Genomic DNA, 26,774 nt, shown 5'->3' with positions numbered 1-26,774 from the left:
CTTCAAACGGCAGCAACGGCTTAGCGACCAGAATCCAATTGTCCGATGACGAACAGAAGTATCAGGACGCCGTCGAGGCGGCCAATGCCAGCTTCAAGAGAAGCCGTTTCACCGACGTCATCAACAAGGGCAATGGCGACGATAGCTTCGGGGGCGGCCGCGGCAACGACAAGTTGAACGGCGGCGGCGGCGACGACAATGTGCGCGGCAACACCGGCAACGACCTGCTCTTCGGCGGCAACGGCAATGACAAGCTCTCCGGTGGCACGGGCAATGACACCTTGTTCGGCGACAACGGCAATGACAAGCTGAACGGCAACACCGGCAACGATAAATTGTTCGGCGGGGCGGGCAATGACAAGCTGGCCGGCGACACGGGCAATGACAAGCTGTATGGCGGGGCCGGCAATGACGATCTCGACGGTGGCACCGGCGACGACACGCTCTACGGTGACGGCGGCGATGACAATCTCGATGGCGACGGCGGCAACGACAAGCTGTTCGGCGGCGATGGCCGGGATACGCTGAACGGCAGCGGCGGCAATGATGAGCTGCATGGCCAGGACGGCAATGACACTCTCATCGGTGGCCGCGGCAACGACAAATTGTTCGGCGACGACGGCAACGATACGCTCAAGGGCGATGGCGGCAACGACCAACTGTCTGGCGGCGACGGGAATGACGCCCTGAACGGTGGCGGCAATGACGACATCCTGAAAGGCGGACGCGGCAACGACATCCTGACCGGCGGCAGCGGCGACGACATCTTCGTCTTCTCGCTGGACTCCGGCGACGACACCATCACCGATTGGGACCGGTACGACGATCAGATCGATCTGACGGCGTTCAGGGACGCGGGCATTGAAGTCCATGTGCTGCAGACGCTGACCGCCGAAGGACTGGAATTGAACTTCCAGGAACGCCTCGACGATGGCAGCTTCGTCACGCACAGCTCGGTGACGCTTGCCGGCTTCGACGATCCGTTCATTCCCGGCGACATCATCTTCTAAGCCTCGGCTGGGAACGAGCAATTGTAACCGAAGCGCTCGGCTGGAACAGCCGGGCGCATGCTCCGTTCCCGGGCATGGGACGGGTCGTGAAGGACGGCGAGTTGACCGTCTGGGACAGTCTCGCGATCCTGGAATGTGTCGCGGAATGTCACCCCGAAACCTGTCTGTGGCCGGAAGACCGCGCCGAGCGGGCAAAGGCAAGGGCGATCTCGGCGGAAATGCACGCGGGCTTCGCGGCCTTGCGCGGCGCCTTCCCGATGAACATGCGCAGTCCGTCCGGCAAGCTAGAGGTGAGCGACGCGGTGAAGGCGGATGTGGCTTGGATTGTCGGCATCTGGACGGAATGTCTCGACCTGTCGGGTGGCCCGTTCATTTTCGGAGACTTCACGATTGCCGACGCCATGTATGCGCCCGTGGTCAGCCGGTTCGCCGCCTACGGATTGTCCTCCGATCCTGTCGTGGAGCGCTATCACGCAGCCATGATCCAAACCCCGGCCTGGCAATCCTGGCTGGCGGACGCGGTGAACGAGCCCTGGGTCGTCGAGGAGGAAGAAGTTTGAGGCCGGTCCAGGAGCCGGTTGCGCCTCAGGCTGCATAGAAGGCGCCTTCATTGTCGAAGAATGCGTGCAGGCTGTCGACAAACCGCCGCACCTTCAGCGGGATGAAGCGGTTGGACGGGTAGACTGCATGCACCGGATGATGCGGGTACTGCCAGTCCGGCAGTACCTGTTCGAGCTCGCCGGACCTGAGAATTGGGTCGATCAGCCAACGGTTCGCCAGGGTGATGCCAAGGCCCGCCAGCGCGGCCTGTCGCAGGGTCGCGGAATTGTTGACGATCATGGTCGGCGTGACCCGCACCGACAGGCGTTCGCCGGCCGTGCCGAAAAAGGGGACGCAGTCGCCTGTCGAAATGTTCCTGTAGAGCAGATAGTCATGGTCGGCGAGCTCGGCGGGATGCTGCGGCCGGCCGCGCCGGTCCAGATAATCCGGCGAGGCGACGAGACATCGTCTGGCATGCCCGAGCAGCCGTACGATCAGCCTGTCGTCCTTGATTTCGCCCATGCGGATGGCAACGTCGAGACGTTCCTGGATGACATCGACAAACTGGTCGGAAAGCGAGACATCCAGCAGGATGTTCGGATGCTCCTTCTTGAAACGGATCAGAAAGTCGGACAGCACCGTCTCCGCAAAACCGAGCGGCAAGCCGACCGCAAGTGGGCCTGACATTTGCGTTTCTTCGGCCTGCACGGACCTGTCTGCCTCCGCCAGGCGTTCCAGAACTTCACGGGCGTAGGCGTAGTAGCGTTCCCCCGCTTCGGTCAGGTGCAGTTGCCGCGTGGTGCGGTTGAGAAGCCGGGTTCCCAGTTCCTCTTCAAGGCCGCGAACCTGCTGGCTGATCGCCGGTTGAGAGACACCAAGATGCTTTGCGGCGGCAGAGAAGCTGCCGAGATTGACCGACTGCACAAAACCGGAGAGCGCGCTGAGCTTGTCCATGAGCGACCTGTATTGGAAACGGGTAGAAACAGCATTTTTATAAGCATTGCTAATGAGTTTTATAAGGTGGCTGCCACTTCAAAAAATATTTTAATGAAACAATTTAGCAGCGACCGCCGGAGTCCTCCGGAGGGATCACAGCAAAAGCATCAAATCCGACAAAGCCGGGAGGCTTCCTATGAGCAAGTCCGAATTCACCATGTCCAGACGATCCATCCTCGGTGTTGCGGCCACGGCCGGGGCAGCGGCCGCCGCGGGCGGCCTTTCATTGGTCGCGGCGCCGGCGCGGGCCGCGGCACCCATGTCCGGTACCCCCATGGCAGGTGCGCTGCGCTACAAGGTCGGCGATTTCGAAGTCACCGCGTTGCTTGACGGCTATCTTGATATCACCCCGGAGGTGGTCATTGGCTACGAGGAGGCCGAGGGCCAGCGTTTGCGCGACAAGTCTCTCATCGAAGGCAATGCGCTGCGCATTCCGGTCAATGCCTATCTTGTGAACACCGGGGAGCGGCTGATCCTCGTGGATGCGGGTACTTCCGATGCGCTCGGCCCGACCATGGGGCGGCTGCCGTCGGCACTGGAAGCTGCCGGCGTGTCGCCGGACCAGGTTGACGCATTGCTGATCACCCACATGCATCCGGATCACCTGTTCGGGGCGGTTGATGGTGACGGCAAGCGTGTCTTTGCCAATGCGGAGCTGATCCTGCCGGAAGTCGACAACGCCTTCTGGTATGACGACGCTGCCATGAACGCGGCACCGGACCAGTTCAAGCCGTTCTTTCTCGGCGCGCGCCGCGCCGCAGATGCCTACAAGGGCAGCCAGACCCTGTTTTCGGGCGAAGAGGAAATCCTCTCCGGCATTCGGCCCATCGCTCTTCCGGGACATACGCCGGGGCACACCGGTTACCGGTTCGACAGCAACGGCGAAACCCTGGTGATTGCCGGCGACATTCTTCACATGGCCGCTTACCAGTTCGACAGACCTGACTGGGGCATCGGTTTCGATATCGACAGCGCCCAGGCGGTCGAGACCCGCAAGGCCTTCCTCGACGAGGCGGTCTCCGACAGGCTGTTCTTTGCCGGCGCACACATCCCGTTCCCGGGCATGGGGCGCGTCGTCAGGGACGGCGAGGGGTATCGCTTCGTTGCAGCCAGCTGGCCCTACGCCTATTGAGCGGTGAGAAGGTGGCCCGGCAGGTGAACTCCTGCCGGATCAGCGAATGCCGAAGCCGGAAAAGGGCAGGAACGTCACCAGGTCGCCCCGGCTGACCGACGTAACATCCTCCGGTATCTCGACAAGACCGTCGGCTTCCCGCAGGCCGGTGATCAGGCCCGAACCGTCGCGCAGGAACTTGTGCGCGGCGGGACGGCCGTCGCCGTCCGGTTTGAGGGACGCACGATAGAATTCACGCCGGTCGGGTTTCTTTCTTGGCACTTCGAAGGCGGCTGGAACCTGAAATGCCTGCGGTTCCAGGAACGGACCGCCGCCCAGGACGCTCATCACCGGGCGTGCGTAAAGCAGGAAACAGACCATCGCGGCAACCGGATTGCCCGGCAATCCCAGATAGACGCATTTATCGATGGTGCCGAACATCATCGGCCTGCCGGGCTTGATGGCCAGCTGCCACATGTGGCGTGACCCGAGACTGTCGAGTGCCGACAGCATGTGGTCCTCCTCGCCCCGGCTGGCTCCCCCGGTCGTCAGGATCACGTCGTGATCGCGGGCCGCGTCCTTCAGCGTCGTTTCGACGAGCGCGGCATCGTCTTTCAAAATCCCGAGATCCGTAACCTCGAGCGCAAGCGTGCCGCACAGTCCGCGCAACAGGTAGTGATTGGAATCGTAGACATCGCCGACGGTGACAAGGCTGCCGGGGCGGCGCAATTCGTCGCCCGTCGAGACAAGCGCCACCTTCAGCTTACGATAGACGGACACCTCCGCCCGGCCGGTCGAAGCAATTGCGGCGATGTCCTGGGGACGCAGACGCTGACCGGCACTCAGGATCGTGGTGCCTTCTGCAACGTCTTCCCCGGCGAGCCGGCAGTTGGCGCCCTTCTTCAGGCCCTGCGGGACAATGACGAAGTCCTGTCCGTCCTGCTGATGGGGTTCGCAGTCTTCCTGCATTGCAACTGTGTCGGCGCCCGGCGGCATGACGGCGCCGGTAAAGATCCTGGCCGCACCCCAGGGGGCCAGGCCCACGTCGGCGGCATGGCCGGCCGCAATACGCTGTTCCAGTCGAAAGAAACCGCCGGCCTCGTCGAAATCTGCATGACGAAATGCATAGCCGTCGACCGCCGAATTGTCGGCGAGCGGAACGTTGCGCGGAGCCGTGACCTCTTCGGCAAGCACCCGCTCCAGGCAGGTTTCGAGCGGTTGCACCTCGATATCGGCAACCCTGGAGACACGGTCCTTGAGGATCTCAAGCGCTTCCTGATGCCGGAGCCGCTCCTTGTCGTGCAGAAAACAGTCGTCGAGGAGGGGCCTGCCGGTCATGCCACGCGCCTTTGGATATCGAGGTGAAGCTGGATGAAATCCGCCATGGCCGCAACGTCGTCGAGATCGAACACCGGCAAGGCCTCCCCGACAAGGGCGTGATCCGACGCAATGGCGACGATGTTGGGATCGCCTGGTGCGAGGGGACCGCGGTCTTGCGTTTCGCTGCGCCTTGCTTCGATCTTCGGATGATTTTCCCGTTTGTAGCCTTCGATCAGGACAAGGTCGCATGGCGCCAGGCGGGCGAGGATATCTTCCAGCGGCGGTTCGCTCTCGTCTCTCAATTCATGCATCAAAGCCCAGCGGCGTCCGGACACGAGGGCGACCTCCATGGCACCAGCCTCCCTGTGCCGGTAGCTGTCGGCACCGGGTTTGTCGATGTCGAAATTGTGATGGGCGTGCTTGACGGTCGAGACCTTGAAACCGCGATGCGTGAATTCCGCCACCAGGCGGGTCACAAGCTGGGTCTTGCCGGAATTTTTCCAACCTGTAATGCCGAAAACGGGAGTGGGTTTCATCTTGTGTGTTGGCTCAGGGTGCTGCGGACCGTGCTCAGGTCCTCGGGCCGGTTGGCGTTGAAGAACGGATCCAGCCCCGTGGCCGGATCTGTGTCGAAGGCGACCTCCACGCTGTCGTGACGGTCGACAAATGCAAGCACTTTGCCGCTTTGTCCGGATTTCAGCCATGCATGAAGATCGGATTGAAGCTCAACCGGCCAAAGTCCGAAGACAGGCTGAAGCTTGTCCGAGGAGGATGCAAGAGCAATCACGGGCATGTCGGCCGGTACACTCGCGCAAAAACACCGCACCAGATCGGTGGGAAAGAACGGCGTATCGCCCGCGACGGAAATCACATGGCTTACATCAGGCCGGTGGTCCCGTGCGAATTGCAGACCTGCCAGAATTCCCGCGAGCGGGCCGGCGTAGTCTCCGACCGGATCGGCGACGACAGGCAGACCAAATCGTGAGAACCGCTCCGCGTCGCCGTTCGCATTCAGGACAATATCGGAGATTTGCGGTCTCAGTCTGGTCAGGATGAGGTCCAGCATTGTCTTGCCGCCCAGGTCCATGAGGGGCTTGTCGCCTCCACCCATGCGGCGGGACTGGCCGCCTGCCAGGACACAGCCCAGGAGTTTGTCCTGGGCAAGATGTGCGCGCGCGGACGTCATAGCGACGTGACACTCCCTTTCCGGCGGTTTCGTTCCGGTTCGTCTTCCATCTGTGCCGGATCAAGGTCGAAGTCTATGCGTTCCTGTCCGGCGAGCGCCACGAAGCGCTTGCCGCGAGCGCGGCCGATCAGTGTCAGGCCCGCCTGCCGTGCGAGTTCCACACCCCATGCCGTGAACCCGGAGCGGGACACGAGAATCGGAATGCCCATCATCACGGTCTTGATGACCATTTCGGAGGTCAGCCGTCCGGTGGTGTAGAAGATCTTGTCCGTGGCGGGGATGTTGTTGAGCACCATCCAGCCGGCGATCTTGTCGACGGCATTGTGCCGGCCGACATCCTCCATGTAGACAAGTGGCCGGTCTTCCTGACACAGCACGCAGCCATGAATGGCACCGGCCTCCAGATAGAGCGAGGGGGTGGTGTTGATGACCTTTGTCAGACCGTGGAGCCAGGATGTTTTCAGTCGCGCATCTGAAGACAGTGAAATCGATTCAAAGCCTTCCATGACGTCGCCGAAAACGGTGCCCTGTGCGCAGCCGGAGGTGCGCACCTTCTTCTTGAGCTTCTCCTCGAAATCGGTTTCCCGCTCCGTGCGCACGACGACGACCTCAAGATCGTCGTCGTAGTCGATCTCGGTGATGACATCGTCGTCGGCAAGCATGTTCTGGTTTTTCAGGTACCCGACCGCAAGCAGATCGGGGTGATCCCCGATCGTCATCATGGTCACGACTTCCTGCGCATTCAGATAAAGCGTCAAGGGCTTTTCGGTGACCACGCGGGTCTCGACGGTGTTTCCGTTCTGGTCGATTCCCGACACCGAGGTCGACAGTCTGGGATCGTGCGGGTCGGGTTGCAGCACATAGGGGCCTGTCACAGCCATGCGACTCCATTCTTCAACATGTTTTCGAACACTATGGGACGGCATTGCCGGGGGGCAAGGTGTTAGTTGGACGTTTTCGTTCGCGCCAGTGCCAGGAACACGCCGCCTGCCAGTAGTCCCCGGAGAGCACCGGACACACCGAAGAAGCCGGCACCGATATCCGTCACCATTAAGGAAATGATGGCTCTTTAGCGGTTTTCAGGTGCCTTAGTTGCCTCGCCGATGGAAAAGCGAATGCGCCCCGCAGCGCAAGGCCGGCGGCCGCCTCGATCAGGACTGCAAGCGTAACCGCAGGCCTTAGGAACGGCGACGCAGGAGTTCCGCGAGGCCTTGAGACAATGGCGAAGGCGCTTGTGAAACCGGCCACTGCGGCGAGAAGGCCCGCAGGAAGAGACCGAAGGCTCGAACGAACTGCTGACATGGCCAGGCTCCCTTGAACAAGGGCCAAGCCTGTCGGTGTCATCGGCAAAATGACTGGAACGTTGACGCGACAGCGCTTGCGATATACGCGACCGACCGGTCCGTGTCCCGGCAAACGGTTGCGTTTGAGCCCTGGGCTCAGATCATGAGCATGTCGTTTGTCAGACGGCCTTGCTGCAGTTCGTTGGCGTAATGGCAGAATGCCAGATAGGCTTCGTCGCGCGTGATGTCGCCGGGATGATCGAGCAACGGCCGCAGGACCTCGTTGCTGGAGGCCGCCAGACCGTCCGTCAGGTCCCTGAAGAACATCAGCGAGTTCGGAAACAGCCGGAAGTCGGCCGGTTCATGGATGATGCCTTCGATGTCGTGCAACCGCGGGTCATTCATGACGCAATAGACGGTATCGAGAACCTGACCGGTTTGACCTTCCAGTATCTGGAAAATGTGCTGGTCCACCAGGAACAGGGCGCCCGTAACGCCGGCCTTGCGGTTGATGCGGCGGATGCGCAGCAAAGTCTTGTCGATTTCGTCGGGCAAGGGCAAACGCATCTTGTCCCACTTGATTCTGCTTCTGTAGCAGGCGCGATAAAGTTCCATGGCGAGTTCCATCCTTTTGCCGATAGAACCAGCCTGCGCTTCAATTCCTCACATTTGCTTAAAATTTGGATCAAACCTCAAGGTAAGCCGGCAACGTTACGGATCTTCCACAAAGTCCTCGAACAAACAGTGCTTGCGGGCAGGGGGCGTGCGTCAAGAAAGCTGTGTAAAACAACATCGCCTTATCTTTGTGTGGAAAAGGAGCCGCGTCTGCATTCGATGTCTTGAAATGGCGTACGTCGAGGGATTCGGCGTCGAAACTGCTGCTGCCGGCGGATGTCGGATCAGAATGGACGTTCTTCACCCGACCATCTGAAGAACTTGCCTGTATCGGCAATTGAGAGCCCCTCTGACACTGCCAGGATTCCGGTCGCAACATCTTGAGGAGAGTTGTCTGCCATCGGTCCTCCCATGTCCGTGCGCACCCAGCCCGGATCAATCAGCGCGACGGGGATCCCTTCACCCTCCAAAGCCGTTGCCAGGCCCTGCATGACCTTGTTGACGGCCGCCTTGGAAGCCCTGTAGGCGAGCGTGTCGGCCTTGCGATAGCCCATCCAGGCCATTTGACTTGATATCGTCAGGATCCGCCCGCGACCGGACCGTCTCAGATGCGGCAGAAAGGCCTGTGAAACCGCGAGCGGCGCCAGCGTGTTGACGCTGAGGGTTTTCGCAAAGCCGTCAAAATCCATGTCCAGAGGGGTCTGCCGTTCCGGAGAAATGATGCCGGCATTGTTGATGAGCAGGTCAAGGGCACTGTCGAGCGCCGTGGCGGCGGCATGGACTGCCAAGTGGTCGGTAACGTCAAATATCAGGGGGCGAAAATCCCCCTGCAAACTGTCCCTGGTCTGTTGCGCAAGCTGCTCGCTACGGACCGATCCGAAGACGGTCCAGCCTTTGCCAAGGGCGGCACGCGTGATTTCAAGGCCAATCCCGCGATTGGCTGCGGTGACAAGGCAAGCCGGCATGGTCTGTTCCAGGGGGTTTGCAGGGTTGGGGGATGGTGACGGGTTGCCGAAGTTAGTCGAACATCCGCTGGAGGCAAGCCTCTTCCTGGAATGCCGCCCGGGAAAAGGGACAAGCGCCTTGTGGCGTGCATCCAGGGGCCCGGAAGCTGCCCGAAAATTGAACTCGGACCGCATGACGCGTCAACCGGACCGCTCTGTGCTGCAGAACGACCGGCAAGCGGCCTTGTTTCGGGAATCCATCGCTTTTAAGACTGCTTGGTAACAGGTGGCCATCACAACTGCTTCAGTTTGGCAGATTGCAGACGGACCGCCGCGATCTACATTTCTGCTAATGAAAGTGGCCGCACGGGGATGTTGTCACAAAGTACGACAGGACGGGGTAATGAACGACACCATCAAGAACGCGGTCATGGAGCGTCTCAGGCAGATCAAGGGGCCGGACCTTGAAGGGGACATCGTTTCCCTGGGGCTGGTCTCGGATGTGTTTGCATCCGATGGCCGCGTGGCGTTTTCCATAACGGTGCCGGCCGAGCGCGCCCAGGAACTGGAACCGCTGCGTCAGGCCGCCGAGAAAGTGGTGAAGGAAGTTCCGGGTGTCGAGACCGCGATGGTTGCACTGACGGCCGAACGGGCTGCCGGCGGCGCCCGCAACACCGCTCCGAAGGCCCCGCCACAGCCCCAGCGCAGGGCGCCCGAGGAACAGGCGCCTCAAAAGCCAGGGGTGCCGGGCATCAAGCACATCATCGCCGTTGCGTCCGGCAAGGGGGGCGTCGGCAAGTCGACGACAACCGCGAACCTGGCACTCGCAATGGCGGCGCTCGGCCGGAAGGTCGGCGTCCTGGACGCTGATATCTACGGCCCGTCCGTGCCGCGTCTCTTCAACGTTTCCGGGCGCCCGGAACAGCTTGAAGGCAGGCTCCTGAAGCCGCTCGAGGGCTACGGTATCAAGGTGATGTCGATGGGATTCATGGTGGAGGAAGAAACACCAATGATCTGGCGGGGGCCGATGGTGATCTCCGCGCTGACCCAAATGCTTCGGGAGGTCGCCTGGGGCGATCTCGATGTTCTGGTGGTCGACATGCCGCCCGGAACAGGCGACGCGCAATTGACCATGGCACAGCAGGTGCCGCTGGCGGGGGCCGTCATCGTTTCGACACCCCAGGATCTCGCATTGATCGATGCGCGCAAGGGGCTCAACATGTTCAAGCGTGTGGACGTGCCCGTGCTCGGCATTGTCGAGAACATGAGCTATTTCCTCTGCCCTGATTGCGGCGGGCGCCATGACATTTTCGGACATGGCGGCGCGCGGGCCGAAGCGACCAGGCTCGGGGTGCCGTTTCTAGGTGAAATTCCGCTGACGATGAAAATCAGGGAAACCTCGGATGCCGGCACGCCTGTTGTCGTGTCCGATCCGGAAGGCACGGTTTCTGGACTCTACAAGGAGATTGCCGCTGCCGTCCTGTCGGGTATTGAAGCGGCGGAAACGGCGCAGGAGAGGGCCGCGCCGAATATCGTGTTCGAATAATCCGTCCGCAGCCTCCGCTCGGAAACCCGGCTGTTTCGCAGGTATCGCAATGCGATCTCGCGCCGCCTCGGTAAAATGCAGCACTGGCTTGTGTGGCGGGGAGTGCCGGGTGTGGATTGCCTTCCCCTTGGTGATGCATCCGGGGGTTGCGTTTGTTCGGACCGGAGGACTGCATGCCCGGATTGGTGCCGCGCGCCGACACAATAGCGGGACGGCATTGTCCGGCCCCCGGTTGATCGGCAATGAAGAGTGGCTAATGCGGGACAAAGGCCATGAGGAACAAACCGATGGCCCGCGGCGTCGTTCGCCTCTTTGAGCGACGCCTGCGGTCCAAATGGCCTCTGCCATTTGGCAGGTAATTCAATCGATTCAATCATGAGCGACTGTAACAATTGGGTTTTTCACGTCCGGATCACGGGCGACTTGTATGGTGCATGCTCCCAAACCGCTCAGTCGGGCCGGTTGCAGCAACAAAGGTTTCTTCCCGGGCATGTCCGCTGGCGTCTCTCAGGAAAAAGGTGACGAAGCCAAACCCTCCCTGGGTGTGCTCATCGCGATCTCGACGGTCAGTCCGCTCGCAATGCAGATCTACCTGCCGTCGCTGGCCGGCATGATGATTGTATTTTCTGCAACCGCAGGTGAAATCCAGCTGACCATGTCGGCCTTTTTTATCGCGGTCGCCGTTTCGCAGCTTTTCTGGGGCCCGTTGTCCGACCAGTTCGGACGCAGACCGGTCATAATTGCCGGTATGGTGCTGTTTGCCGTTGGCAGCATCTTGTGTCTTCTTGCTCCAACCATCGAAACCCTGATTGCCGCGCGTGTGCTGCAGGCGGCCGGGGGCTGCACGGGGATGGTCCTGGGCCGTGCAATCATCCGTGACCTCCACAGCCCGAGACAGGCCGCCAGCATGATCGGGTATGTCACCATGGGCATGGCGGTGATGCCGACAATAGCTCCCGCAGTCGGCGGTCTGCTCGACGAATTCTACGGCTGGCAGGGCGGTTTCGTCCTGTTGTTGATCTTCGGGATCGGCGTATTGCTGGCAACGATCTATTATCTGCCGGAAACCCATCGGGATCGCAATTCGATCGGCGCGCGCCAAATCCTGCGGTCCTATGCGACCCTGTTTCGCGAACCGCTTTACTGGAGCTATGCACTGACAGCAGCCTTCAGCGCGCTCACCTACTTTGCCTATCTCGGCGGCGCGCCGTTTATTGCTTCCGGCCTGTTGTCCCTGAGCGCGGCAGAAATGGGCTTCTATTTCATGTTTGTAGCCCTTGGTTACATCGTCGGGAATTATCTTTCCGGCCGTTTCGCTGAGCGGGTCGGCATGTATCCGATGATCCTTGCCGGCACCGTGATCGGTATGGTCAGCGTGCTGGTGATCACGGGCTTCGCCCATTTCGACGCCCTGACGGCGCCAAGCCTGTTTCTGCCGATGTTCCTGCTGGGGCTCGGAAACGGCGTCTGCCTGCCGAGCGCCTTGTCCGGAGCGGTCAGCGTGCGGCCGGAACTGACCGGGGCTGCATCCGGCCTGACGGCTTCGTTGCAAGTGGCCACCGGCGCCGTGGCCGGTTCCCTCGTCGCCTGGCTCTACGCAGACAGCCTGTTCGCGGGAACGCCCTGGGGCATGATCATGGTCATGGGCGCCGGCATAAGCCTGAGCCTGGTTGCGGCACTCTCGATCGGCCGACTCGAGGCAGCGGAAAAATTTGTTCCGGCCGAGTAGGGCAAAACGACGATTGACTGCGTGGATGTCGAAAGGGCGGTTGTGACGTGCTCAACCGCCGGTGACGCTCATGTGACGGGCAACGGCTGGCTGCTTGCGCTTTCTGTCGATGACGAAATCATGGCCTTTCGGCTTGCGTCCAATGGCTTCGTCAATGGCGTCATTCAACAGGTCATTGCCTTCCGAAGCCCGCAACGGGGCGCGCAGATCGGCCATGTCATCCTGTCCGAGACACATGTAGAGCTGGCCGGTGCAAGTGACCCGGACACGGTTGCAGCTTTCGCAGAAATTATGGGTCATCGGCGTGATGAAGCCCAGTCGGCCGCCTGTTTCCTCGAGTGTCACGTAGCGGGCCGGGCCGCCGGTCTTGTAGGGAATATCCGTCAGGGTGAAGCGCTCCGACAGGCGCTGCCTCACCGTGGACAGCGGCAGGTACTGGTCGGTGCGGTCACCGTCGATCTCGCCAAGAGGCATGGTCTCGATCAGTGTCAGGTCGTGGCCGTGTTCGTGGCACCATTCCAGCATCGGAATGATCTCGTCCTCGTTGACACCTTTCAGAGCGACCATGTTGACCTTGATCTTCAATCCGGCTTCGGTCGCTGCCCTGATGCCATCCATGACCTTGCCCAGGTCTCCCCACCGGGTGACCGTCTTGAATTTCTGCGCATCCAGCGTGTCGATCGACACATTGATCCGGCGCACCCCGGCGTCATGGAGCTCGGTGGCATATCGCGCGAGCTGCGATCCGTTGGTGGTGATCGTCAGCTCTTCGAGAGCACCGCTGTCCAGGTGGCGGCCCAGGCTGCGGATCAGGCTCATGATGTTCTTGCGCACAAGCGGCTCGCCGCCGGTCAGGCGCAGCTTGCGAACGCCCTTTTCGACAAAGGCGGTACACAGGCGATCTAGCTCTTCGAGGCTCAGGACTTCACGCTTCGGCAGGAACGTCATGTCCTCGGCCATGCAATAGACACAGCGGAAGTCGCAGCGGTCGGTGACTGAAACACGCAGATAGGTGACGGCACGGCCGAAGGGATCGATCATTGGTGCGGACGCCGCCGCATTGTCGGTTGCCGTTGGTGCCGAAACCACAATCTTGCCGTCAGTCACGTGGCGCTCTCCCTGCGTCCCTGTTCTTTGTACCGATCATATGGCGCTGAACGACACAAGATCAATCAAAACCGGACTGCGAATGTCCGGTTAACGGCATCAGGTAAACTTGTCAGTGTAGTCTTGTCAATTCCGGTCGGACCGCTCTGGGCGTGTTCAGTCGGTTTCGTCCCGGTAGGCATCCATAAAGGCGCGGATCTCGGCGAGCGCCGGCAGGAGAGCGGCGATGCGCTCCGGCGGAACATGATCCTTCAGCGCGTCCATGTCGGGATCGATCAGGCGGATGGCCTCCTCACGGAAGCGGCGTCCGCGGTCCGTCAGCCAGACGGTCTTGCTGCGGCCGTCGTTCGGATTCGGGCGCATTTCGACAAACCCATGCTCGAGCAGCCCGGCGAGTGTATGCGTCATGGTGGTCTTGGGAACCTGGAAAGCCCTTGCCAGGGTGAGCGGCGTCTGGCCGTCACTGACCCGCACAAGGTGATTGATCACGGAGAAGTGGGGCAGGGTCAGTCCCTTCGGCAACCGGGCCTCCATCGCCGTGCGGCTGAGCTGCGCGATGATTCCGACCTCGTTGAAAAAGCGGAAGAGGGTCTGGCGTGTCTCGCTATCCATTCAAGATCCGTGTTTCAAGTGGCCAGCGCGGCGTTCGCGGTGTTTTCGGTCCGTACCCCAATCGTCCTAGCATCTGAACGGTTTCTCCGGGTTTGGCAAGCATCCGATGGGCCTCAGTGTAATGGGGTTTCATTTCCGCGTATTCCTGAAGGGCCTGGCTGACGGGGTGCAGGGCCAGACCAAGGCGCGTCGTGTCCAGGTTGAGCCGAAGCCAGCGCTGGCCCGCCGCGATCTGATCGGTCCGTGCGTTGCCCGGTGTGGTCAGAACCACATAAGCCGGCGTGGCGTAGAGCATCTCTTCATAGATGGCCACACCTTCCCGGAACCCGGCCGATTGCGGATCGAGCTGATTGTCACGTGTCAGGACGCCGGCCAGCATCAGGCTTTCCAGGAACGGACCGCCGAGGTCGATGCCGTCCGGGTTGGCGTTGATTTCAGCCTTGCCGAAGCGCATCAGGTCGACGCTTTCCTTCAGAGTCCGGTGCGTGTGCATTTCCGTCAACCAGGCGTCCCAGGTCAGTTTCCGGAGCCGGGCGACCGATTCCGGTGCAGTGATGACAGTGCCGTGGCCGGCAAGCTCCCCTGCTGCGGCCTGTGGCACGGGGGTGTCCGCGAAAGGCTCCTTGCAGGACCGCCTGTCGAGCATCTGGCCGGCGAGGGGATCCCTTGATGCTCCGTTCTTCAGCCGGACATGCGCAACCGGCCCGTCCGGGCCTTCAGGAAAGAGGCGGGTTTCCGCGTGTTTGCCGCGCAGTGTTGCGGCGACTGACAGAAGTTCCAGGAAGCAGCCGAGACCGACAAAGATCTGCCGGAGATGCGGGTCGGTTTGAGGAAGGTCCCTGGTTTCGTCACGATAGAGCGTCAGGGCGTCTTCGTCCGCCAGGTCTGCCAGCCAGGGTTGGCGATTGTGCGGGTTGGGAGCCAGCAAGGCATAGGACAGGGCAAAAAGACGGGGGTCTTCATAGCCGCCTGCGGCCCTCCAAGGGTCAAGGGCGCGGGTTGGTGTACGCGTCGCCAGGAAAGTGCCGGCGGACGCGGCTGCTGCGACAACCATCCCGCCACCGAGCAGGGTCAGCGTCTTGCGTCGGTTCAGTGTCATGACATCCTCGTTCATTTAGTGCGATATCGAACTATAATAGTACGAAATCGCACCAAAACAACTCCTGTTGTAGTTTTTGATCCGGTTAAAGGGAAAAGGCCTTGAAATGAAACCAAAAGGTGTTACTTAAAATGACACCAAATGGTGTCATGAGGAGATTTCAATGCACATGCGAACCACTCTTTGGGCGGCAGCGCTTTCAGTTGCGGCCTGTCTGCCGGTTGTAGCGGCCGAACCCGAAGCAATCCGTCTGACGGCACAACCGGATCTGTCCTGGGAAGTCACGCCTGAAGGTGTTGCCTTTGCACCCCTGAAGGGAGACCGGTTCGAGGAAAGCTACATGGCTATGGTCCGCCTTCCCGCCGGTCTTGTCAGTCCTGTTCATGTGAAAAGCGCGAGCATGTTCGGTCTCGTCGTTTCCGGTGAAATGGTCCACACGTCCGAGGCAGATGCCGCTGAAGCTGCGAAAGTGCTGAAGGCAGGCGACTATTACGAAATCCCGGCCGGGTTGCCGCACCAGAGCAAATGTGTGTCGAACGTCGAATGCGTCACGTTCCTTTATCAGGACGGACCGTTCGACTTTTTGCCCTTGGAGGAGAAACGACAATGAATACAGGACCTCAGGGTGTCTTTCGCGCCCTGGCAGATCCGACCAGGCGCGCAATTCTGATGCTCCTGGCACAGGAGAACCTTGCAATCACCGACATTGCCGCGCGGTTCGACATCACGCGGACCGCGATCAACAAGCATCTGGCCATTCTGGAGGAGGGCGGGCTCATAAGGAGCGAAGTCAGCGGTCGTGAGCGGCGCAACACACTTGTTCCTGAACGGTTGAGATCCGCCCTCGAATGGCTGGGGTATTTCGAACATTTCTGGGACGGCAAGCTTGCGGGTTTGCAGCGTGAAATCGACAAGGACATGCAAGACAGGCAGGAGCACGAAAAATGACTGCGACAACGATTACCAAGACCGTTTTCCTGAAGGCGCCGCGAGACGTGGTCTGGGCTTTCCTGACCGAGAAGGACAAGCTGGCCCGCTGGTTCCATCCGGCTGCCAACGACCTGAAAGAAGGCCGGGCCTATACGCTGCTGGACCAGAACGACGGCATGTCCAGGATCTGCTGGGGCGAGGTGCTCGAAATGAGGCCACATGACAGTCTGGTCTACACCTTCACGATCAAGCCGCTGAACGGAGCGATGACGACCGTGCGCTGGACCCTTGAGGACGCCGCCGGCGGGACGCGCCTGACCCTGTCGCATGAAGGCATTGAACAGGCTGCGGGAGAGGCGGCTCTCATGATGCTGAGCGCCCTTGACGCCGGTTGGGAGGCCCATTTCGGCAGGTTGCGCGAGGTTGCCCCGACCCCGGTGCCCGCATAAGGCGATCGCCAAACCGCAACGGCCAACTTGCCTAATGCCGGCTGCATGGTTGATCCATCCCCGACCTCGCGCGTATTGCACTGAAGGCGGCTGCAGGCGGGGGCAACATGACGACACTGGTTTGGTTCAGACAGGATCTCAGGATCGAGGACAACCCGGCGCTGTGCGAGGCTGCGAAAATGGGCAGTGTCCTGCCCGTTTTCATTTACGAAACACCCGAACAGTCCGGGGAAAGCCATCCGCTGGGCGGCGCCAGCCGCTGGTGGCTGCATCACAGTCTGGCAGCCCTGAAAGAAGTGCTGCCGGGCCTGGTCTTGTTGCGCGGCAGTGCACGTCACCTCATTCCACAATTGGCAAAACAGGTCGGTGCCGAAGCGGTCTATTGGAACCGCTGCTACGAACCGCATGCGATCGAACGTGATACCGACCTGAAGGCAACGCTCAAAGACGACGGCTTCGAGGTGAAGAGTTTCAAGGCATCGCTGCTGTTCGAACCCTGGGAACTGGAAACCAAGTCGGGCGGACACTTCAAGGTCTATTCGCCCTTCTGGAAAACGGCACAGCAGAAAGAGGTGCCGCCACCTCTGCCGGCGCCGGAAAAAGTCGATTTCGTTTCCTTGGAAGACGGGGACTGTCTCGACGACCTCGGACTGCGCCCGTCAAAGCCCGACTGGGCAGCCGGATGGGAGAAACTCTGGAAGCCGGGTGCCGAAGGGGCTCGGGAACGGTTGTCCGAATTCCTGAGAGAGGGGCTTGCGGGGTATGGCAGCCTGCGCAACAGGCCGGATCTTCCCAACGTTTCGCGATTGTCTCCTCATCTCCATTTCGGCGACATCTCCCCTCGCCAGGTCTGGCATGAGACACAGCGCGTCATGGATGCAGAAGAGGCGTTGACCAGGGACGGTATGAAATTCCTCTCCGAACTCGCCTGGCGAGAATTTTCCTATCACTTGCTCTATCATTTCCCGGGATTGCCGACGGACAATTGGCGGCCCGCCTTCGACGCTTATCCCTGGCGCGAGTCATCAAGGGATCTGGAGCGCTGGCAGCAGGGGCGCACGGGATATCCGATCGTCGACGCGGGCATGCGGGAGCTCTGGCAGACCGGCTACATGCACAACCGGGTCCGCATGATAGTTGCAAGCTTTCTCGTCAAGCATCTGCGCCTTCACTGGCATCACGGGGCGGCCTGGTTCCGTGACACGCTGCTCGATGCGGATCTGGCCAACAACGCTGCCAGCTGGCAGTGGGTCACAGGTTCGGGTGCCGACGCGGCACCCTATTTCCGGATCTTCAACCCGATCACCCAGGGTGAGAAGTTCGATCCCGAGGGACACTATATCCGCCGCTGGGTGCCTGAGCTCGCCGACCTGGAAACCAGATATCTGTTTGCGCCATTCGAGGCACCCATAGACGCCTTGAGATCCGCCGGTGTGACGCTCGGTGATACCTATCCGGAGCCGGTGGTCGACCACGCCAAGGCGCGAAAGGCAGCACTTGAGGGGTATGAAGACGTCAAGCAGGCGGGACAAAACGCGGCTTGACGGCAGGCAGGGCAGGGCTATCGTCCCGCCAAACGGTCGCGGACTTTCCCGCGCTCAACCGAAAAGGACCCGCCCATGACCGACCCGTCCGCGCCCTGGCCCACGGAGCTGCGTGTCTCAAAGGACAGGAAGACATTGACCATCGCCTTCAACTCGGGCGAGCGGCACGAGCTATCGGCCGAGTATCTGCGCGTTTGCTCTCCTTCCGCGGAGGTCAAGGGCCACGCGCCTTCCCAGAAAAAGACGGTGCCCGGGAAACGGCAGGTTGAAATCATCAAGGTGGAACCAGTGGGCAACTACGCCGTCAGGATCCATTTTGACGACATGCACAATTCCGGGATCTATTCCTGGACCTATTTTCATGAGCTGGGCAGCGACCGGGAGACCCATTGGGGCGGTTACATGCGTGAATTGGAGGAGAAAGGGCTCAGCCGGGACCGGTGACCTGAGCCCGGGGAGAGATCCGAGAAGCCAGGCGCTGGCGGCATCCTCCCGGAATCAGCTACCATGTGGCCGGCTCGACCCGCGCCTTCCCCCTCCGACCGGAGCAGCAGCCAACCTGCAGGGCCATCTTTCGACGGAACTTCCAAACCGTGCGTTTGCAAACGGAGGGATTGCGATTGCGCACGCGGTAAGGAGGTCACGCATGAAACTGTCAGCCCCGATCTATCGTCTGAAGGGCCTTGCCCGGCAAAGGTCCAGGAAAAACAGGATCCCGCTTTGGCAGGCTCTGGACGATGTTGCTTTGGCAGAAGGTTTCAGGAACTGGAGTCATCTCGCGCATGCCTGGAAATCACTTTGCCCTGCACAAGCCGTCCTGAAGCAAGCGGCGCCCGGCAGCCTTGTCCTTCTGGCCGCCAGGCCGGGGCAGGGAAAGACAATGCTTGGTCTGGAGATCGCCGCCACCGCGTCGCGTTCCGGACGAAGGGCGACTTTCTTTTCTTCCGAATGTTCGCAGTCCGATGTCCGGTACAAGCTGGTTGAAAGCGGTTTTGACGTTACAAGGCGAAACGGCGGTCCCACGATCGATCTGACCGATTGCGTCTGCGCGCGGCACATCATGTCACGGCTGGAACCGGACATGCAGCGAAGGGTCGCTGTGATCGACTACCTGCAGGTGATGGATCAGGACCGCCGGGAGCCGCCGCTTGGCGAGCAGATTGCCGTCCTGAGACAGTTTGCCCGTAACCGCGGCCACACGATCATATTCCTGTCCCAGGTGCACCGGTCGTTTGATCCCCGGAAAAAGCCGGTGCCGGATTATGCAGATCTCAGGACGATCAACCCGCTGGACCTGTCTCTCTTTGATGCCGGATGGTTCCTGCATGACGGCGAACTGGCGCTTCGCCCGCAGGTAAGCGCCTCGTAGACAAAAAAAAGCCGGGCTCGAAGGCCCGGCTTTTTCAACGGTTTTGGACGCCTTAGCGCTTGACGATAACCTTCGAGCCGACCTTCACGTTGTTGTAAAGGTGGATAACGTCCTCGTTCGCCAGACGGATACAGCCGGAGGAAACGGCGGAGCCGATGGTCCACGGCTCGGTCGTGCCGTGAATGCGATAGAGCGTCGAGCCGATATACATTGCACGTGCACCCATCGGGTTGTTCGGGCCACCCGGCATGTAGGCCGGCAGGATGCGGCCTTTCCGGCGCTCACGGGCACGCATCTGTGCCGGCGGAGTCCAGCTCGGCCATTCCGCCTTGCGGGAAATCCTGTGTGTCCCGGCCCACTGGAAGCCTTCCTTGCCGACGCCGACGCCGTATTTCATCGCCTTGCCGCCCGGCAAAACGTGATAGAGGCGCCGCTCGGAGGTGTCGATGATGATGGTGCCCGGAGAATACGGGCCATCATATCGCACACGCTTGCGCTTGACCGGGGACGGTCCGCCAGGGTGATATTTGGGTGTCACCCACTTGTTTGTACTGTGATCGAAAAAACCATAACGCGGTGCGGCTTGTGCCGTCAGCGCAAACGCGCTTGCAATCACCGCAACCACAATGAAATAAAACTTGTTCATTCTGATCCCCCATATGCACCGGGCCCACGCCACACAGGTGCTCGTCATCAGACGTTACGTTACGCAAATGTCCTTGCCGCACTGTTAATAATCATGTCCCAAAATGGGCGCAAACGGAATCTCACGTTAATGTGAGCTGTCCTCTGGTTGTCCAAATGTGCTGTAATTGCAACGCTTTTTTCGTTCAAAACGCGTTCCGCTGAAGGATTCGCGTTTTGGTTGCCGGTTCCGGCCCTTTTCGAAAAAACCAAGGTCCATTTTTGCCCTGAAGGCCTGGCAAAATTTCGCGAGAATCAGGTCCGGAAACACATGCCGATCCGGGAGGCCGGCTTTGCCTAGACACACGGGGCGCGCCGCGAGCCCGGCGAGCCCCGTGAGGATTGCGCAACAAGCGTGTTCAGCCGAGGTTGAGTTCCTTGAAGAAGTCGTTGCCCTTGTCGTCTACGACGATAAAGGCCGGGAAGTCTTCGACCTCGATTTTCCAGACGGCCTCCATGCCGAGTTCCTCGAACTCGACCACTTCCACCTTCTTGATGCAGTCCTGGGCGAGACGCGCGGCAGGGCCGCCGATGGAGCCGAGATAGAACCCGCCATGGGCCTGGCAGGCACGGCGTACCTGGGCCGAACGGTTGCCCTTGGCGAGCATGACCATGGAGCCCCCGGCTGCCTGAAACTGGTCGACATAGGCATCCATGCGCCCCGCCGTCGTCGGGCCGAACGAACCGGACGGCATGCCTTCCGGTGTCTTGGCAGGGCCCGCGTAATAGATCGGATGGTTCTTGAAATAGTCGGGCAGGGGCTCACCGCTCTCCAGCCGGTCGCGCAGCTTTGAGTGGGCCAGGTCCCGGGCGACGATCAGCGGCCCGGTCAGAGACAGACGGGTCTTGATCGGGTGACGGGAGAGTTCCCCGAGGATTTCCGGCATCGGCCGGGTCAGGTCGATCTTGACGACATTGTCGGACAGGTGGTCGTCGGTGACTTCCGGCAGATACTTCTCCGGATGCATTTCAAGCTGCTCCAGGAAGATGCCGTCCTTCGTGATCTTGCCCACCGCCTGCCGGTCGGCAGAGCAGGAGACCGCCAGCCCGATTGGCAGGGAAGCCCCATGGCGGGGCAGGCGGATGACGCGGACGTCGTGGCAGAAATACTTGCCGCCGAACTGGGCGCCGACGCCGGTCGCCTGGGTCAGCTTGTGGATCTCGGCTTCCATGTCGAGATCGCGGAAGGCGTGCCCGAGTTCCGAGCCTTGCGTCGGCAGACCGTCAAGGTAGCGGGCGGAGGCCAGCTTCGCGGTCTTCAGGTTCATCTCGGCGGACGTGCCACCGATGACAATCGCCAGGTGATAGGGCGGGCAGGCGGCCGTGCCGAGGGTCAGGATCTTTTCCTTGAGGAACTCGACCATGCGGTCATGTGTCAGAAGGGACGGTGTGCCCTGGAACAGGAAGGTCTTGTTGGCCGAGCCGCCGCCCTTGGCCATGAACAGGAACTTGTAGGCATCCTCGCCTTCGGCGTAGAGCTCGATCTGCGCCGGCATGTTGCTCTTGGTATTGGTCTCCTCGAACATGGAGAGCGGCGCAAGCTGGGAGTAGCGCAGGTTCTTCTTGTAATAGGCGTCCCGTGCACCTTCGCCGAGCGCGGCTTCGTCCGTTCCGTCGGTCCAGACGCGGCGGCCCTTCTTGCCCATGATGATCGCGGTACCGGTGTCCTGGCACATGGGCAGCACCCCGTGCGAGGCAATGTTGGCGTTCTTCAGCAAATCGAACGCGACGAACTTGTCGTTCTCGGTGGCCTCCGGATCGTCGAGGATCTTCTTCAGCTGCTCCAGGTGACCGGGGCGAAGGTAGTGGTTGATGTCCTTGAAGGCTTCCTCGGCCAGAAGGCGCAGTCCCTCAGGCTCGACCATCAGGACCTCTTCCCCGTTGAATTCGCTGGTCTTGACGAAGTCCGACGTCAGTTTCCGGTACGGCGTCGTGTCTTCGCCTTGCGGAAACAGGGCGCTGTGGTGATAGGCGGGAGGGGTGACGGGAGCATTCATGGAACAGTTTTCCTGATCTGGCTGCCTCCGGCGACGCGTCGCCCGGAAGCGCTGGAACCTTCTGGTGGGCGACTCATACGGCAAAAAGGCCGCGAACGCCAAGAGCCGCGGCCTGATCAAATGGTCTCACGCTTCCCGGATCTCTAGCGCGTGGCGGTCAGGTCCAGCGTGACGGTCACCGCGTCGCCAACCGTGTCCGTGCCGACCCCTGTTCCCAGCTTGTAGTCCAGTCGGCTGAGAGTGGCCGTTCCCTTTGCCGTCGCGGTGTCTCCGTCGATTTCGAGGGTGAAATCAAGATCAACCGGGTGAGACAGTCCCTTGATGGACAGGGTACCTTTCGTCCGGTAGCTGGATCCCTCGACCAGGGTCGCTCCATCCGCCTCGAAAACGGCGTCCGGAAAGGCGCTCACGTCAAACCAGTCCTTGCTGGTAAGCGTGCCGTCGAATTGCGGGTTTCCCGTGGACGCGCTCGCCGGGTTGACCGTGGCGGAGATGGCGGCCGAGCCTGGCGCATCCGGATCGAATTCGATATCGGCGGTCCAGGTTCCGAATACACCCTTGAGGATGCTGTCGCCCTGTTTGACCTCGAAGCCGAGCCGGCTCTGGTCGGCATCCACCGTCCAGGTGTCCGCGTATGCCGGCGCGGCGGAAACGGCGGTCAGCAGAAGCGTCAGCGCCGCAAAGCGTTGTTTCAATACCATATCGGTTGTTCCTGAATCGGTTTGTTAGCTGTCGGCCTTGGCGGGTCGCGTCGACACCATGCGTTTCAGCGTGTCGTCCCGGGCGATCAGATGGTGTTTGAAAGCCGCCGCGACATGAACCCCAATCAGCGCGATCAGAAGATAGGCGCCATATTCGTGCAGCAGCTTGAAAAAGGTTTCCGCCTGTTCCTGTGTTCCAAGCGCTGCGGGTACCGGAAGGTGCGGGACAGGCAGCACGTTGAACAGCACCGTGGGGATGCCCCAGGGCGACGCGGAAACCATGAGCCAGCCGGAAACGGGCAGCAGCAGGATCAGGGCGTAGAGCCCGACGTGGCCGAGATGTGCGCCGATCTTCTCGAGGGGGTGCATCCCCTCCGGAAGCCCCGGAGCCGGATTGGCAAGGCGCCAGACCAGGCGCAACACGCCGAGGCTGAGAACCACGAAGCCAATGGACTTGTGCAGCTGGTAGAGCTGGAACGTGGCCGGTTCTTCAAGCGGCTGTTGGTGCATGTAGAGCCCGAGCGCGATCATGCCCACTATCAGCGCGGCCATGACCCAGTGAAACAGAATTGCGACACTGCCGTAGCCCGTTCTTGTATTGCGCAGCATGGCGGCTCCTTCAGGCGGAGGCCGACAGGGCGGCCTCCGCGAAAATCATGATCAGTTGGTTACGTCGGCCTTCAGCGTTTCCGCATGGAACGTGACGGTTACTTCATCACCTACATAAGGCACATACATGTCCATGCCGTAATCGGAACGCTTGAGGACTGTGGAAACAGAAAAGCCGGCGGCTTCCTTTTTGGCCATCGGATGCTCGCCGATCGCGGTGACATCGACGGTCAGCGTGGCCGGCTTGGTGATGTCCTTGATGGTCAGGTCACCGGTGATTTCAAGCTGGTTTTCGCCAACCTGCTCAACCTTGGTGCTCTTGAAGTTGGCCTTCGGGAATTTTTCCGCATCGAAGAAATCCGCGCTCAGGAAATGGGCGTTGCGTTCATCCCAGAACGTGTCCAGGCTCGAAATGTCGATGGTGAACTCGATCGAGGAGTTCGCGGGGGTATCCTTGTCGATCATCAGCGTGCCGTCCCACTCGCCGAAGCGTCCTTCGGTGGTGGAATAGCCGAGATGATTGTAGGAGAAGGCCAGATTTGCGTGGGACTTGTCGAAAGTATAAGCGACGGGTTCGGCGAACGCGGTACCTGCAAGCAGGGAAAGTGCCAGTGCAGAAGCTGCAACACGGATCATGATCAAACCTCATTGATGTTTCCGGGAGCGTTCGCTCGTGAACGCTTCAGGCTGGAAAATAGGTAAGAAAAACGCAGGCGCAATTTGACTGACTGTTCGCTTCAGATGAACAATAACAGTGTGCAAAGCCACTGGTTAAACAATTTTCATTCGCAAAAATACCGCATTTCGATTCTTCGCTTTTCCGGTTCCTTCACGTGCTGTGAGAATCAGCGGCGTGTCAGCTAATCTCGGTGGCCGGATCCGGGTGTGCAATCTGGAGTAGCTGTCCAGGCCAAGTGCATGAAATTGTGCTGGAAGTTGAGATGTCATCAATTTATCAAGAATATCAGGCACCTGTTGGTCCAGCTTCCCTTATGTGCTGCCTGTCTTGAGGCCCGGCACGCTCCGGACCACCGGTCTGGAGATCCAGGAGATTTTGAAGTGAAACAAGCTCTTGTCGTATGCCACCGCGGCGCAAGCCTTCAGGCACCCGAGAATACATTGGCATCTCTCGAGAGGGCCATCGAACTCGGGGCCGGTGCAGTGGAACTGGATGTACGGCCTTCAAGGGACGGCGTCCTTTACGTCATGCATGACGCGACGGTGAACAGGACGACGAACGGAACGGGCCGGATCTCGGAGCTGGACTCCGACGACATAGACAAGCTTGATGCCGGCTCCTGGTTCGGACCGGAATTTGCCGGAGAACGCGTTCCCCGGTTGGACAGTTTTCTGGACGCCTGCAAGGGGCGGATTGCGACTTATGTCGAGATCAAGGAAGGCGACCCTGCTCAGATCCGGGATATGCTCGCCGTGCGGGGCATGCTCGGCGATGCATGGACCTTCTCATTCGATCAATCCATTCGCGCAGAAGCAAGGGCCAAGGTGCCGGACCTGCGGCGCATGGTTCTGTACAGTCATGTCGGCTCCGTCGACCGCGCTGTCGCACAGGATGCCCAATTGCTTGAATTTCACGAAGACAATCTGGAACCGGAAGCCGTGGCCGCGGCAAAACGTGCGGGTCTGATCACGCAGATGTTCTACGGCGGCCATGATCGCGAGGTTTTCGCAAAGGCGGTCGAGTGCGGTGTGGAGCAGATGAACATCGACGATGTCAGTCTCTTCCGGTCGGTCGAAAAAGAAATGGCGATGCCAGCTTGAGTGAAAATAACAGGCTGAAGGTATTCGCCGGAACCGTTCCCGGGTTGTCTGAATGGATTGTCTCCGGACAGGAGCATTTAATCCGCAGCGGAAACACCCACACAGTCCGAAATGGAGCCGCTTGCCATTCCGAACTGCGCGGAAACGGGGGCGGGAGCCTGCCTTGTCGGATTTTTTTCCTAAATGAAGAAAAGTTTTTTGAGAGCCGGATGGTGTTCACGGGTTCCGGAGAGAGCAATCTCTGATTGTTATTTTTCAGGAGGGAGCGATTTTTCTATTCTTGATGGTTTTTATATTGAATTTTATTTAGTTGAATTAACGCTCCCTTGACCATGGATATATTTACAATTTTACTTAAAAGAGCAGTTGAAAATATTTCGGCATTTCTTTCAATTCTTGTTAATTGACGGTGCGTAGCTTTTGCTCCGCTGGCAGACCAATGCCAAAGAAGGGCCGTCATGTTCAACGAAGTAACACTGCTGAAACGAAACGCGTGCGGTCAAGCTACCGTTTTCGAACGTGTTTTGGTTGACTGTCGTTGGGTGCGTGTTGCCTCGTCCATTTTTCTGGCAGCCCTACTTCTCACGTGGACTACCGTCGCAGGACTGTCTCAGGACAAGTCCGCCGAAGACTCCAATTGGCATTGGCAGGTCGAGCGCGTCAGCGGGCGGGTGCTCGTGGAGACAAAGGCTGGGGAAACGGTCGCCGTCAAGCGCGGCATGACCGTGCGCAAGGGCTGGAAGGTGAGGACCGGAAGCGGCCGGGTTGTTATCAGGCGCGGCGGTGAAAAATTCGTCGTCTCCAGCGGATCGGTTGTCACCCTGGAACCCAAGGGCTTCCTGGTGAAGCGAATGGTTGTCTACCAGGATCGCGGAACACTCGAAGTCGACGTCAAGCGTCGCTGGTACCGCCACTTCAAGGTGGAAACGCCGTTCCTGGCGGCTCTCGTCAAAGGCACCCGGTTCAAGGTCCGGGTCACCCAGAACACGGCTTCGGTCAACGTTGGCCGCGGTGTGGTCGGGGTGCACGACTTTGCCTCCGGGGATCGCGCAAATATCGGTGCGGGTCAGTCCGCGGCCACCCATCCGGGACGGAGCGCAGGACTGAAAGTGCGCGGCAAGACCAAGCCGGATGTGGTGCGTGGTCCCAAACGAGCGCCGGCCTTCAAGACGAGAATTGCCAAAAATGTGCCGGCGACTGCTGCACAGGCGCGCAGCGAAAATGCGAACGGAAACGGGAGCCGCGCTGCCAGCAATACGTCTCGCGGCGGTGGCAACGGCAATGGGAATTCAAACGGAAGTTCCAATGGGAATGGAAACGGCAACGGCGGTTCCAATGGCAACGGCAATGGCAGTTCGAACGGGAACGGCAACGGCAGCTCGAACGGGAACGGTAACGGCGGTTCCAATGGAAATGGCAATGGCAACTCCGGCGGGAACGGAAAGAACAACTGAATTCACGCCGCGACCTTGTCTCATGAGGCCGCGTGCGTCAGTGCCGCTGTCGGACTGTTCGATACATGGATCTCTAACCGATATATGAAGTTGACGTTGCTGACGCAGGGTTGCGTCGAGGAATTGTAAGAAAACACAGTCAGCTTTTCGAATGTAAGTC

At 60.1% G+C, this 26,774-nt stretch carries 28 protein-coding genes; 13 read left to right on the top strand and 15 right to left on the bottom strand.

Annotated features, from left to right (window positions below):
• Positions 1–38 precede the first annotated feature (38 nt).
• The gene (locus O6760_RS25340) at positions 39–1,010 is read left to right on the top strand and encodes a calcium-binding protein (RefSeq protein ID WP_269582429.1); all 972 of its coding nucleotides are present in this window, start codon (positions 39–41) and stop codon (positions 1,008–1,010) included.
• Positions 1,011–1,096: 86 nt separating this feature from the next.
• Positions 1,097–1,570, top strand: coding sequence for a glutathione S-transferase (locus tag O6760_RS25335; protein ID WP_269582428.1), 474 nt, complete (start codon positions 1,097–1,099; stop codon positions 1,568–1,570).
• Positions 1,571–1,595: 25 nt separating this feature from the next.
• On the opposite strand, the gene O6760_RS25330 is transcribed toward O6760_RS25335, so the two are convergent.
• Entirely contained in the window at positions 1,596–2,504 is a 909-nt protein-coding gene (locus O6760_RS25330; RefSeq protein ID WP_269582427.1) for a LysR family transcriptional regulator, read from the bottom strand.
• A 178-nt stretch (positions 2,505–2,682) separates the two neighbouring features.
• Between O6760_RS25330 and O6760_RS25325 the strand changes: the two genes are divergently transcribed.
• Complete coding sequence (locus O6760_RS25325) at positions 2,683–3,678, top strand: MBL fold metallo-hydrolase (protein ID WP_269582426.1); 996 nt, start codon at positions 2,683–2,685, stop codon at positions 3,676–3,678.
• A 39-nt stretch (positions 3,679–3,717) separates the two neighbouring features.
• On the opposite strand, the gene O6760_RS25320 is transcribed toward O6760_RS25325, so the two are convergent.
• From O6760_RS25320 to O6760_RS25295, 6 genes are all read right to left on the bottom strand, one after another.
• Complete coding sequence (locus O6760_RS25320) at positions 3,718–4,995, bottom strand: molybdopterin molybdotransferase MoeA (RefSeq protein ID WP_269582425.1); 1,278 nt, start codon at positions 4,993–4,995, stop codon at positions 3,718–3,720.
• Positions 4,992–5,513 carry a molybdopterin-guanine dinucleotide biosynthesis protein B gene (gene mobB / locus O6760_RS25315; RefSeq protein WP_269582424.1) on the bottom strand — a complete coding sequence of 174 codons (522 nt, stop codon included), beginning with the start codon at positions 5,511–5,513 and terminating at the stop codon, positions 4,992–4,994. Before mobB ends, O6760_RS25320 begins: the two co-directional genes overlap by 4 nt.
• Positions 5,510–6,163: a molybdenum cofactor guanylyltransferase MobA gene (gene mobA, locus O6760_RS25310; protein WP_269582423.1), complete on the bottom strand. Its 654-nt coding sequence runs from the start codon at positions 6,161–6,163 to the stop codon at positions 5,510–5,512. The genes mobB and mobA overlap by 4 nt, the downstream gene beginning before the upstream one ends.
• Positions 6,160–7,044, bottom strand: coding sequence for a formate dehydrogenase accessory sulfurtransferase FdhD (gene fdhD, locus O6760_RS25305; protein ID WP_269582422.1), 885 nt, complete (start codon positions 7,042–7,044; stop codon positions 6,160–6,162). Before fdhD ends, mobA begins: the two co-directional genes overlap by 4 nt.
• Before the next feature lie 558 nt (positions 7,045–7,602).
• Complete coding sequence (locus O6760_RS25300) at positions 7,603–8,061, bottom strand: BLUF domain-containing protein (RefSeq protein WP_269582421.1); 459 nt, start codon at positions 8,059–8,061, stop codon at positions 7,603–7,605.
• A 284-nt stretch (positions 8,062–8,345) separates the two neighbouring features.
• A complete protein-coding gene (locus O6760_RS25295) occupies positions 8,346–9,026 on the bottom strand; it encodes an SDR family NAD(P)-dependent oxidoreductase (protein WP_269582420.1) in 681 nt (226 codons plus the stop codon).
• Between the two features lie 382 nt (positions 9,027–9,408).
• Here O6760_RS25295 and O6760_RS25290 point away from each other — a divergent pair, with 382 nt between their 5' ends.
• Complete coding sequence (locus O6760_RS25290; RefSeq protein WP_269582419.1) at positions 9,409–10,551, top strand: Mrp/NBP35 family ATP-binding protein; 1,143 nt, start codon at positions 9,409–9,411, stop codon at positions 10,549–10,551.
• 490 nt (positions 10,552–11,041) lie between these two features.
• Positions 11,042–12,280 carry a multidrug effflux MFS transporter gene (locus tag O6760_RS25285; RefSeq protein WP_269582418.1) on the top strand — a complete coding sequence of 413 codons (1,239 nt, stop codon included), beginning with the start codon at positions 11,042–11,044 and terminating at the stop codon, positions 12,278–12,280.
• Between the two features lie 51 nt (positions 12,281–12,331).
• Here O6760_RS25285 and moaA read toward each other — a convergent pair whose 3' ends face one another.
• The 3 genes from moaA to O6760_RS25270 all read right to left on the bottom strand — a co-directional run bounded on the left by moaA (position 12,332) and on the right by O6760_RS25270 (position 15,098).
• Positions 12,332–13,321 (bottom strand): GTP 3',8-cyclase MoaA, encoded by a 990-nt coding sequence (moaA, locus tag O6760_RS25280; protein ID WP_269586354.1) that lies wholly within the window; start codon positions 13,319–13,321, stop codon positions 12,332–12,334.
• A gap of 222 nt (positions 13,322–13,543) precedes the next feature.
• Positions 13,544–13,999: a MarR family winged helix-turn-helix transcriptional regulator gene (locus O6760_RS25275; RefSeq protein ID WP_269582417.1), complete on the bottom strand. Its 456-nt coding sequence runs from the start codon at positions 13,997–13,999 to the stop codon at positions 13,544–13,546.
• A complete protein-coding gene (locus O6760_RS25270; RefSeq protein ID WP_269582416.1) occupies positions 13,992–15,098 on the bottom strand; it encodes an Acg family FMN-binding oxidoreductase in 1,107 nt (368 codons plus the stop codon). Before O6760_RS25270 ends, O6760_RS25275 begins: the two co-directional genes overlap by 8 nt.
• A 169-nt stretch (positions 15,099–15,267) precedes the next feature.
• Between O6760_RS25270 and O6760_RS25265 the strand changes: the two genes are divergently transcribed.
• The 6 genes from O6760_RS25265 to O6760_RS25240 all read left to right on the top strand — a co-directional run bounded on the left by O6760_RS25265 (position 15,268) and on the right by O6760_RS25240 (position 19,390).
• Positions 15,268–15,708, top strand: a complete 441-nt coding sequence (locus O6760_RS25265) for a cupin domain-containing protein (RefSeq protein ID WP_269582415.1) — start codon at positions 15,268–15,270, stop codon at positions 15,706–15,708.
• The gene (locus tag O6760_RS25260) at positions 15,705–16,046 is read left to right on the top strand and encodes an ArsR/SmtB family transcription factor (RefSeq protein ID WP_269582414.1); all 342 of its coding nucleotides are present in this window, start codon (positions 15,705–15,707) and stop codon (positions 16,044–16,046) included. The genes O6760_RS25265 and O6760_RS25260 overlap by 4 nt, the downstream gene beginning before the upstream one ends.
• Positions 16,043–16,477, top strand: a complete 435-nt coding sequence (locus O6760_RS25255; RefSeq protein ID WP_269582413.1) for an SRPBCC family protein — start codon at positions 16,043–16,045, stop codon at positions 16,475–16,477. Before O6760_RS25260 ends, O6760_RS25255 begins: the two co-directional genes overlap by 4 nt.
• Before the next feature lie 107 nt (positions 16,478–16,584).
• Positions 16,585–18,021 (top strand): cryptochrome/photolyase family protein, encoded by a 1,437-nt coding sequence (locus O6760_RS25250; protein ID WP_269582412.1) that lies wholly within the window; start codon positions 16,585–16,587, stop codon positions 18,019–18,021.
• Positions 18,022–18,096: 75 nt separating this feature from the next.
• Positions 18,097–18,465: a DUF971 domain-containing protein gene (locus O6760_RS25245; RefSeq protein WP_269582411.1), complete on the top strand. Its 369-nt coding sequence runs from the start codon at positions 18,097–18,099 to the stop codon at positions 18,463–18,465.
• A gap of 202 nt (positions 18,466–18,667) precedes the next feature.
• Positions 18,668–19,390 (top strand): DNA helicase, encoded by a 723-nt coding sequence (locus O6760_RS25240; RefSeq protein ID WP_269582410.1) that lies wholly within the window; start codon positions 18,668–18,670, stop codon positions 19,388–19,390.
• A 52-nt stretch (positions 19,391–19,442) separates the two neighbouring features.
• On the opposite strand, the gene O6760_RS25235 is transcribed toward O6760_RS25240, so the two are convergent.
• From O6760_RS25235 to O6760_RS25215, 5 genes are all read right to left on the bottom strand, one after another.
• The gene (locus tag O6760_RS25235; protein ID WP_269582409.1) at positions 19,443–20,036 is read right to left on the bottom strand and encodes a L,D-transpeptidase; all 594 of its coding nucleotides are present in this window, start codon (positions 20,034–20,036) and stop codon (positions 19,443–19,445) included.
• 397 nt (positions 20,037–20,433) lie between these two features.
• Positions 20,434–22,071 carry a fumarate hydratase gene (locus O6760_RS25230; RefSeq protein WP_269582408.1) on the bottom strand — a complete coding sequence of 546 codons (1,638 nt, stop codon included), beginning with the start codon at positions 22,069–22,071 and terminating at the stop codon, positions 20,434–20,436.
• Positions 22,072–22,214: 143 nt separating this feature from the next.
• Positions 22,215–22,772, bottom strand: coding sequence for a YceI family protein (locus tag O6760_RS25225; RefSeq protein ID WP_269582407.1), 558 nt, complete (start codon positions 22,770–22,772; stop codon positions 22,215–22,217).
• A 24-nt stretch (positions 22,773–22,796) separates the two neighbouring features.
• Positions 22,797–23,381, bottom strand: a complete 585-nt coding sequence (locus tag O6760_RS25220; protein WP_269582406.1) for a cytochrome b — start codon at positions 23,379–23,381, stop codon at positions 22,797–22,799.
• Between the two features lie 51 nt (positions 23,382–23,432).
• The gene (locus tag O6760_RS25215; protein ID WP_269582405.1) at positions 23,433–24,017 is read right to left on the bottom strand and encodes a YceI family protein; all 585 of its coding nucleotides are present in this window, start codon (positions 24,015–24,017) and stop codon (positions 23,433–23,435) included.
• Between the two features lie 423 nt (positions 24,018–24,440).
• Between O6760_RS25215 and O6760_RS25210 the strand changes: the two genes are divergently transcribed.
• Both O6760_RS25210 and O6760_RS25205 read left to right on the top strand, forming a co-directional pair.
• Positions 24,441–25,160: a glycerophosphodiester phosphodiesterase gene (locus tag O6760_RS25210; RefSeq protein WP_269582404.1), complete on the top strand. Its 720-nt coding sequence runs from the start codon at positions 24,441–24,443 to the stop codon at positions 25,158–25,160.
• Between the two features lie 677 nt (positions 25,161–25,837).
• The gene (locus tag O6760_RS25205) at positions 25,838–26,614 is read left to right on the top strand and encodes a FecR domain-containing protein (protein ID WP_269582403.1); all 777 of its coding nucleotides are present in this window, start codon (positions 25,838–25,840) and stop codon (positions 26,612–26,614) included.
• Positions 26,615–26,774: the final 160 nt, after the last annotated feature.

This window comes from Roseibium sp. Sym1, assembly GCF_027359675.1.
GTDB lineage: Bacteria > Pseudomonadota > Alphaproteobacteria > Rhizobiales > Stappiaceae > Roseibium.
The sequence above is the reverse complement of the archived record's forward strand: the minus strand, read 5'-3'. Positions and strand labels throughout refer to the sequence as shown.

Coding starts and splice junctions, on each gene's coding strand:
- O6760_RS25330 (WP_269582427.1), bottom strand. CDS start 2,504: ATGGACAAGCTCAGCGCGCTCTCCGGTTTTGTGCAGTCGGTCAATCTC.
- O6760_RS25325 (WP_269582426.1), top strand. CDS start 2,683: ATGAGCAAGTCCGAATTCACCATGTCCAGACGATCCATCCTCGGTGTT.
- O6760_RS25320 (WP_269582425.1), bottom strand. CDS start 4,995: ATGACCGGCAGGCCCCTCCTCGACGACTGTTTTCTGCACGACAAGGAG.
- mobB (WP_269582424.1), bottom strand. CDS start 5,513: ATGAAACCCACTCCCGTTTTCGGCATTACAGGTTGGAAAAATTCCGGC.
- mobA (WP_269582423.1), bottom strand. CDS start 6,163: ATGACGTCCGCGCGCGCACATCTTGCCCAGGACAAACTCCTGGGCTGT.
- fdhD (WP_269582422.1), bottom strand. CDS start 7,044: ATGGCTGTGACAGGCCCCTATGTGCTGCAACCCGACCCGCACGATCCC.
- O6760_RS25300 (WP_269582421.1), bottom strand. CDS start 8,061: ATGGAACTTTATCGCGCCTGCTACAGAAGCAGAATCAAGTGGGACAAG.
- O6760_RS25295 (WP_269582420.1), bottom strand. CDS start 9,026: ATGCCGGCTTGCCTTGTCACCGCAGCCAATCGCGGGATTGGCCTTGAA.
- O6760_RS25290 (WP_269582419.1), top strand. CDS start 9,409: ATGAACGACACCATCAAGAACGCGGTCATGGAGCGTCTCAGGCAGATC.
- O6760_RS25285 (WP_269582418.1), top strand. CDS start 11,042: ATGTCCGCTGGCGTCTCTCAGGAAAAAGGTGACGAAGCCAAACCCTCC.
- moaA (WP_269586354.1), bottom strand. CDS start 13,321: ATGATCGATCCCTTCGGCCGTGCCGTCACCTATCTGCGTGTTTCAGTC.
- O6760_RS25275 (WP_269582417.1), bottom strand. CDS start 13,999: ATGGATAGCGAGACACGCCAGACCCTCTTCCGCTTTTTCAACGAGGTC.
- O6760_RS25270 (WP_269582416.1), bottom strand. CDS start 15,098: ATGACACTGAACCGACGCAAGACGCTGACCCTGCTCGGTGGCGGGATG.
- O6760_RS25265 (WP_269582415.1), top strand. CDS start 15,268: ATGCGAACCACTCTTTGGGCGGCAGCGCTTTCAGTTGCGGCCTGTCTG.
- O6760_RS25260 (WP_269582414.1), top strand. CDS start 15,705: ATGAATACAGGACCTCAGGGTGTCTTTCGCGCCCTGGCAGATCCGACC.
- O6760_RS25255 (WP_269582413.1), top strand. CDS start 16,043: ATGACTGCGACAACGATTACCAAGACCGTTTTCCTGAAGGCGCCGCGA.
- O6760_RS25250 (WP_269582412.1), top strand. CDS start 16,585: ATGACGACACTGGTTTGGTTCAGACAGGATCTCAGGATCGAGGACAAC.
- O6760_RS25245 (WP_269582411.1), top strand. CDS start 18,097: ATGACCGACCCGTCCGCGCCCTGGCCCACGGAGCTGCGTGTCTCAAAG.
- O6760_RS25240 (WP_269582410.1), top strand. CDS start 18,668: ATGAAACTGTCAGCCCCGATCTATCGTCTGAAGGGCCTTGCCCGGCAA.
- O6760_RS25235 (WP_269582409.1), bottom strand. CDS start 20,036: ATGAACAAGTTTTATTTCATTGTGGTTGCGGTGATTGCAAGCGCGTTT.
- O6760_RS25230 (WP_269582408.1), bottom strand. CDS start 22,071: ATGAATGCTCCCGTCACCCCTCCCGCCTATCACCACAGCGCCCTGTTT.
- O6760_RS25225 (WP_269582407.1), bottom strand. CDS start 22,772: ATGGTATTGAAACAACGCTTTGCGGCGCTGACGCTTCTGCTGACCGCC.
- O6760_RS25220 (WP_269582406.1), bottom strand. CDS start 23,381: ATGCTGCGCAATACAAGAACGGGCTACGGCAGTGTCGCAATTCTGTTT.
- O6760_RS25215 (WP_269582405.1), bottom strand. CDS start 24,017: ATGATCCGTGTTGCAGCTTCTGCACTGGCACTTTCCCTGCTTGCAGGT.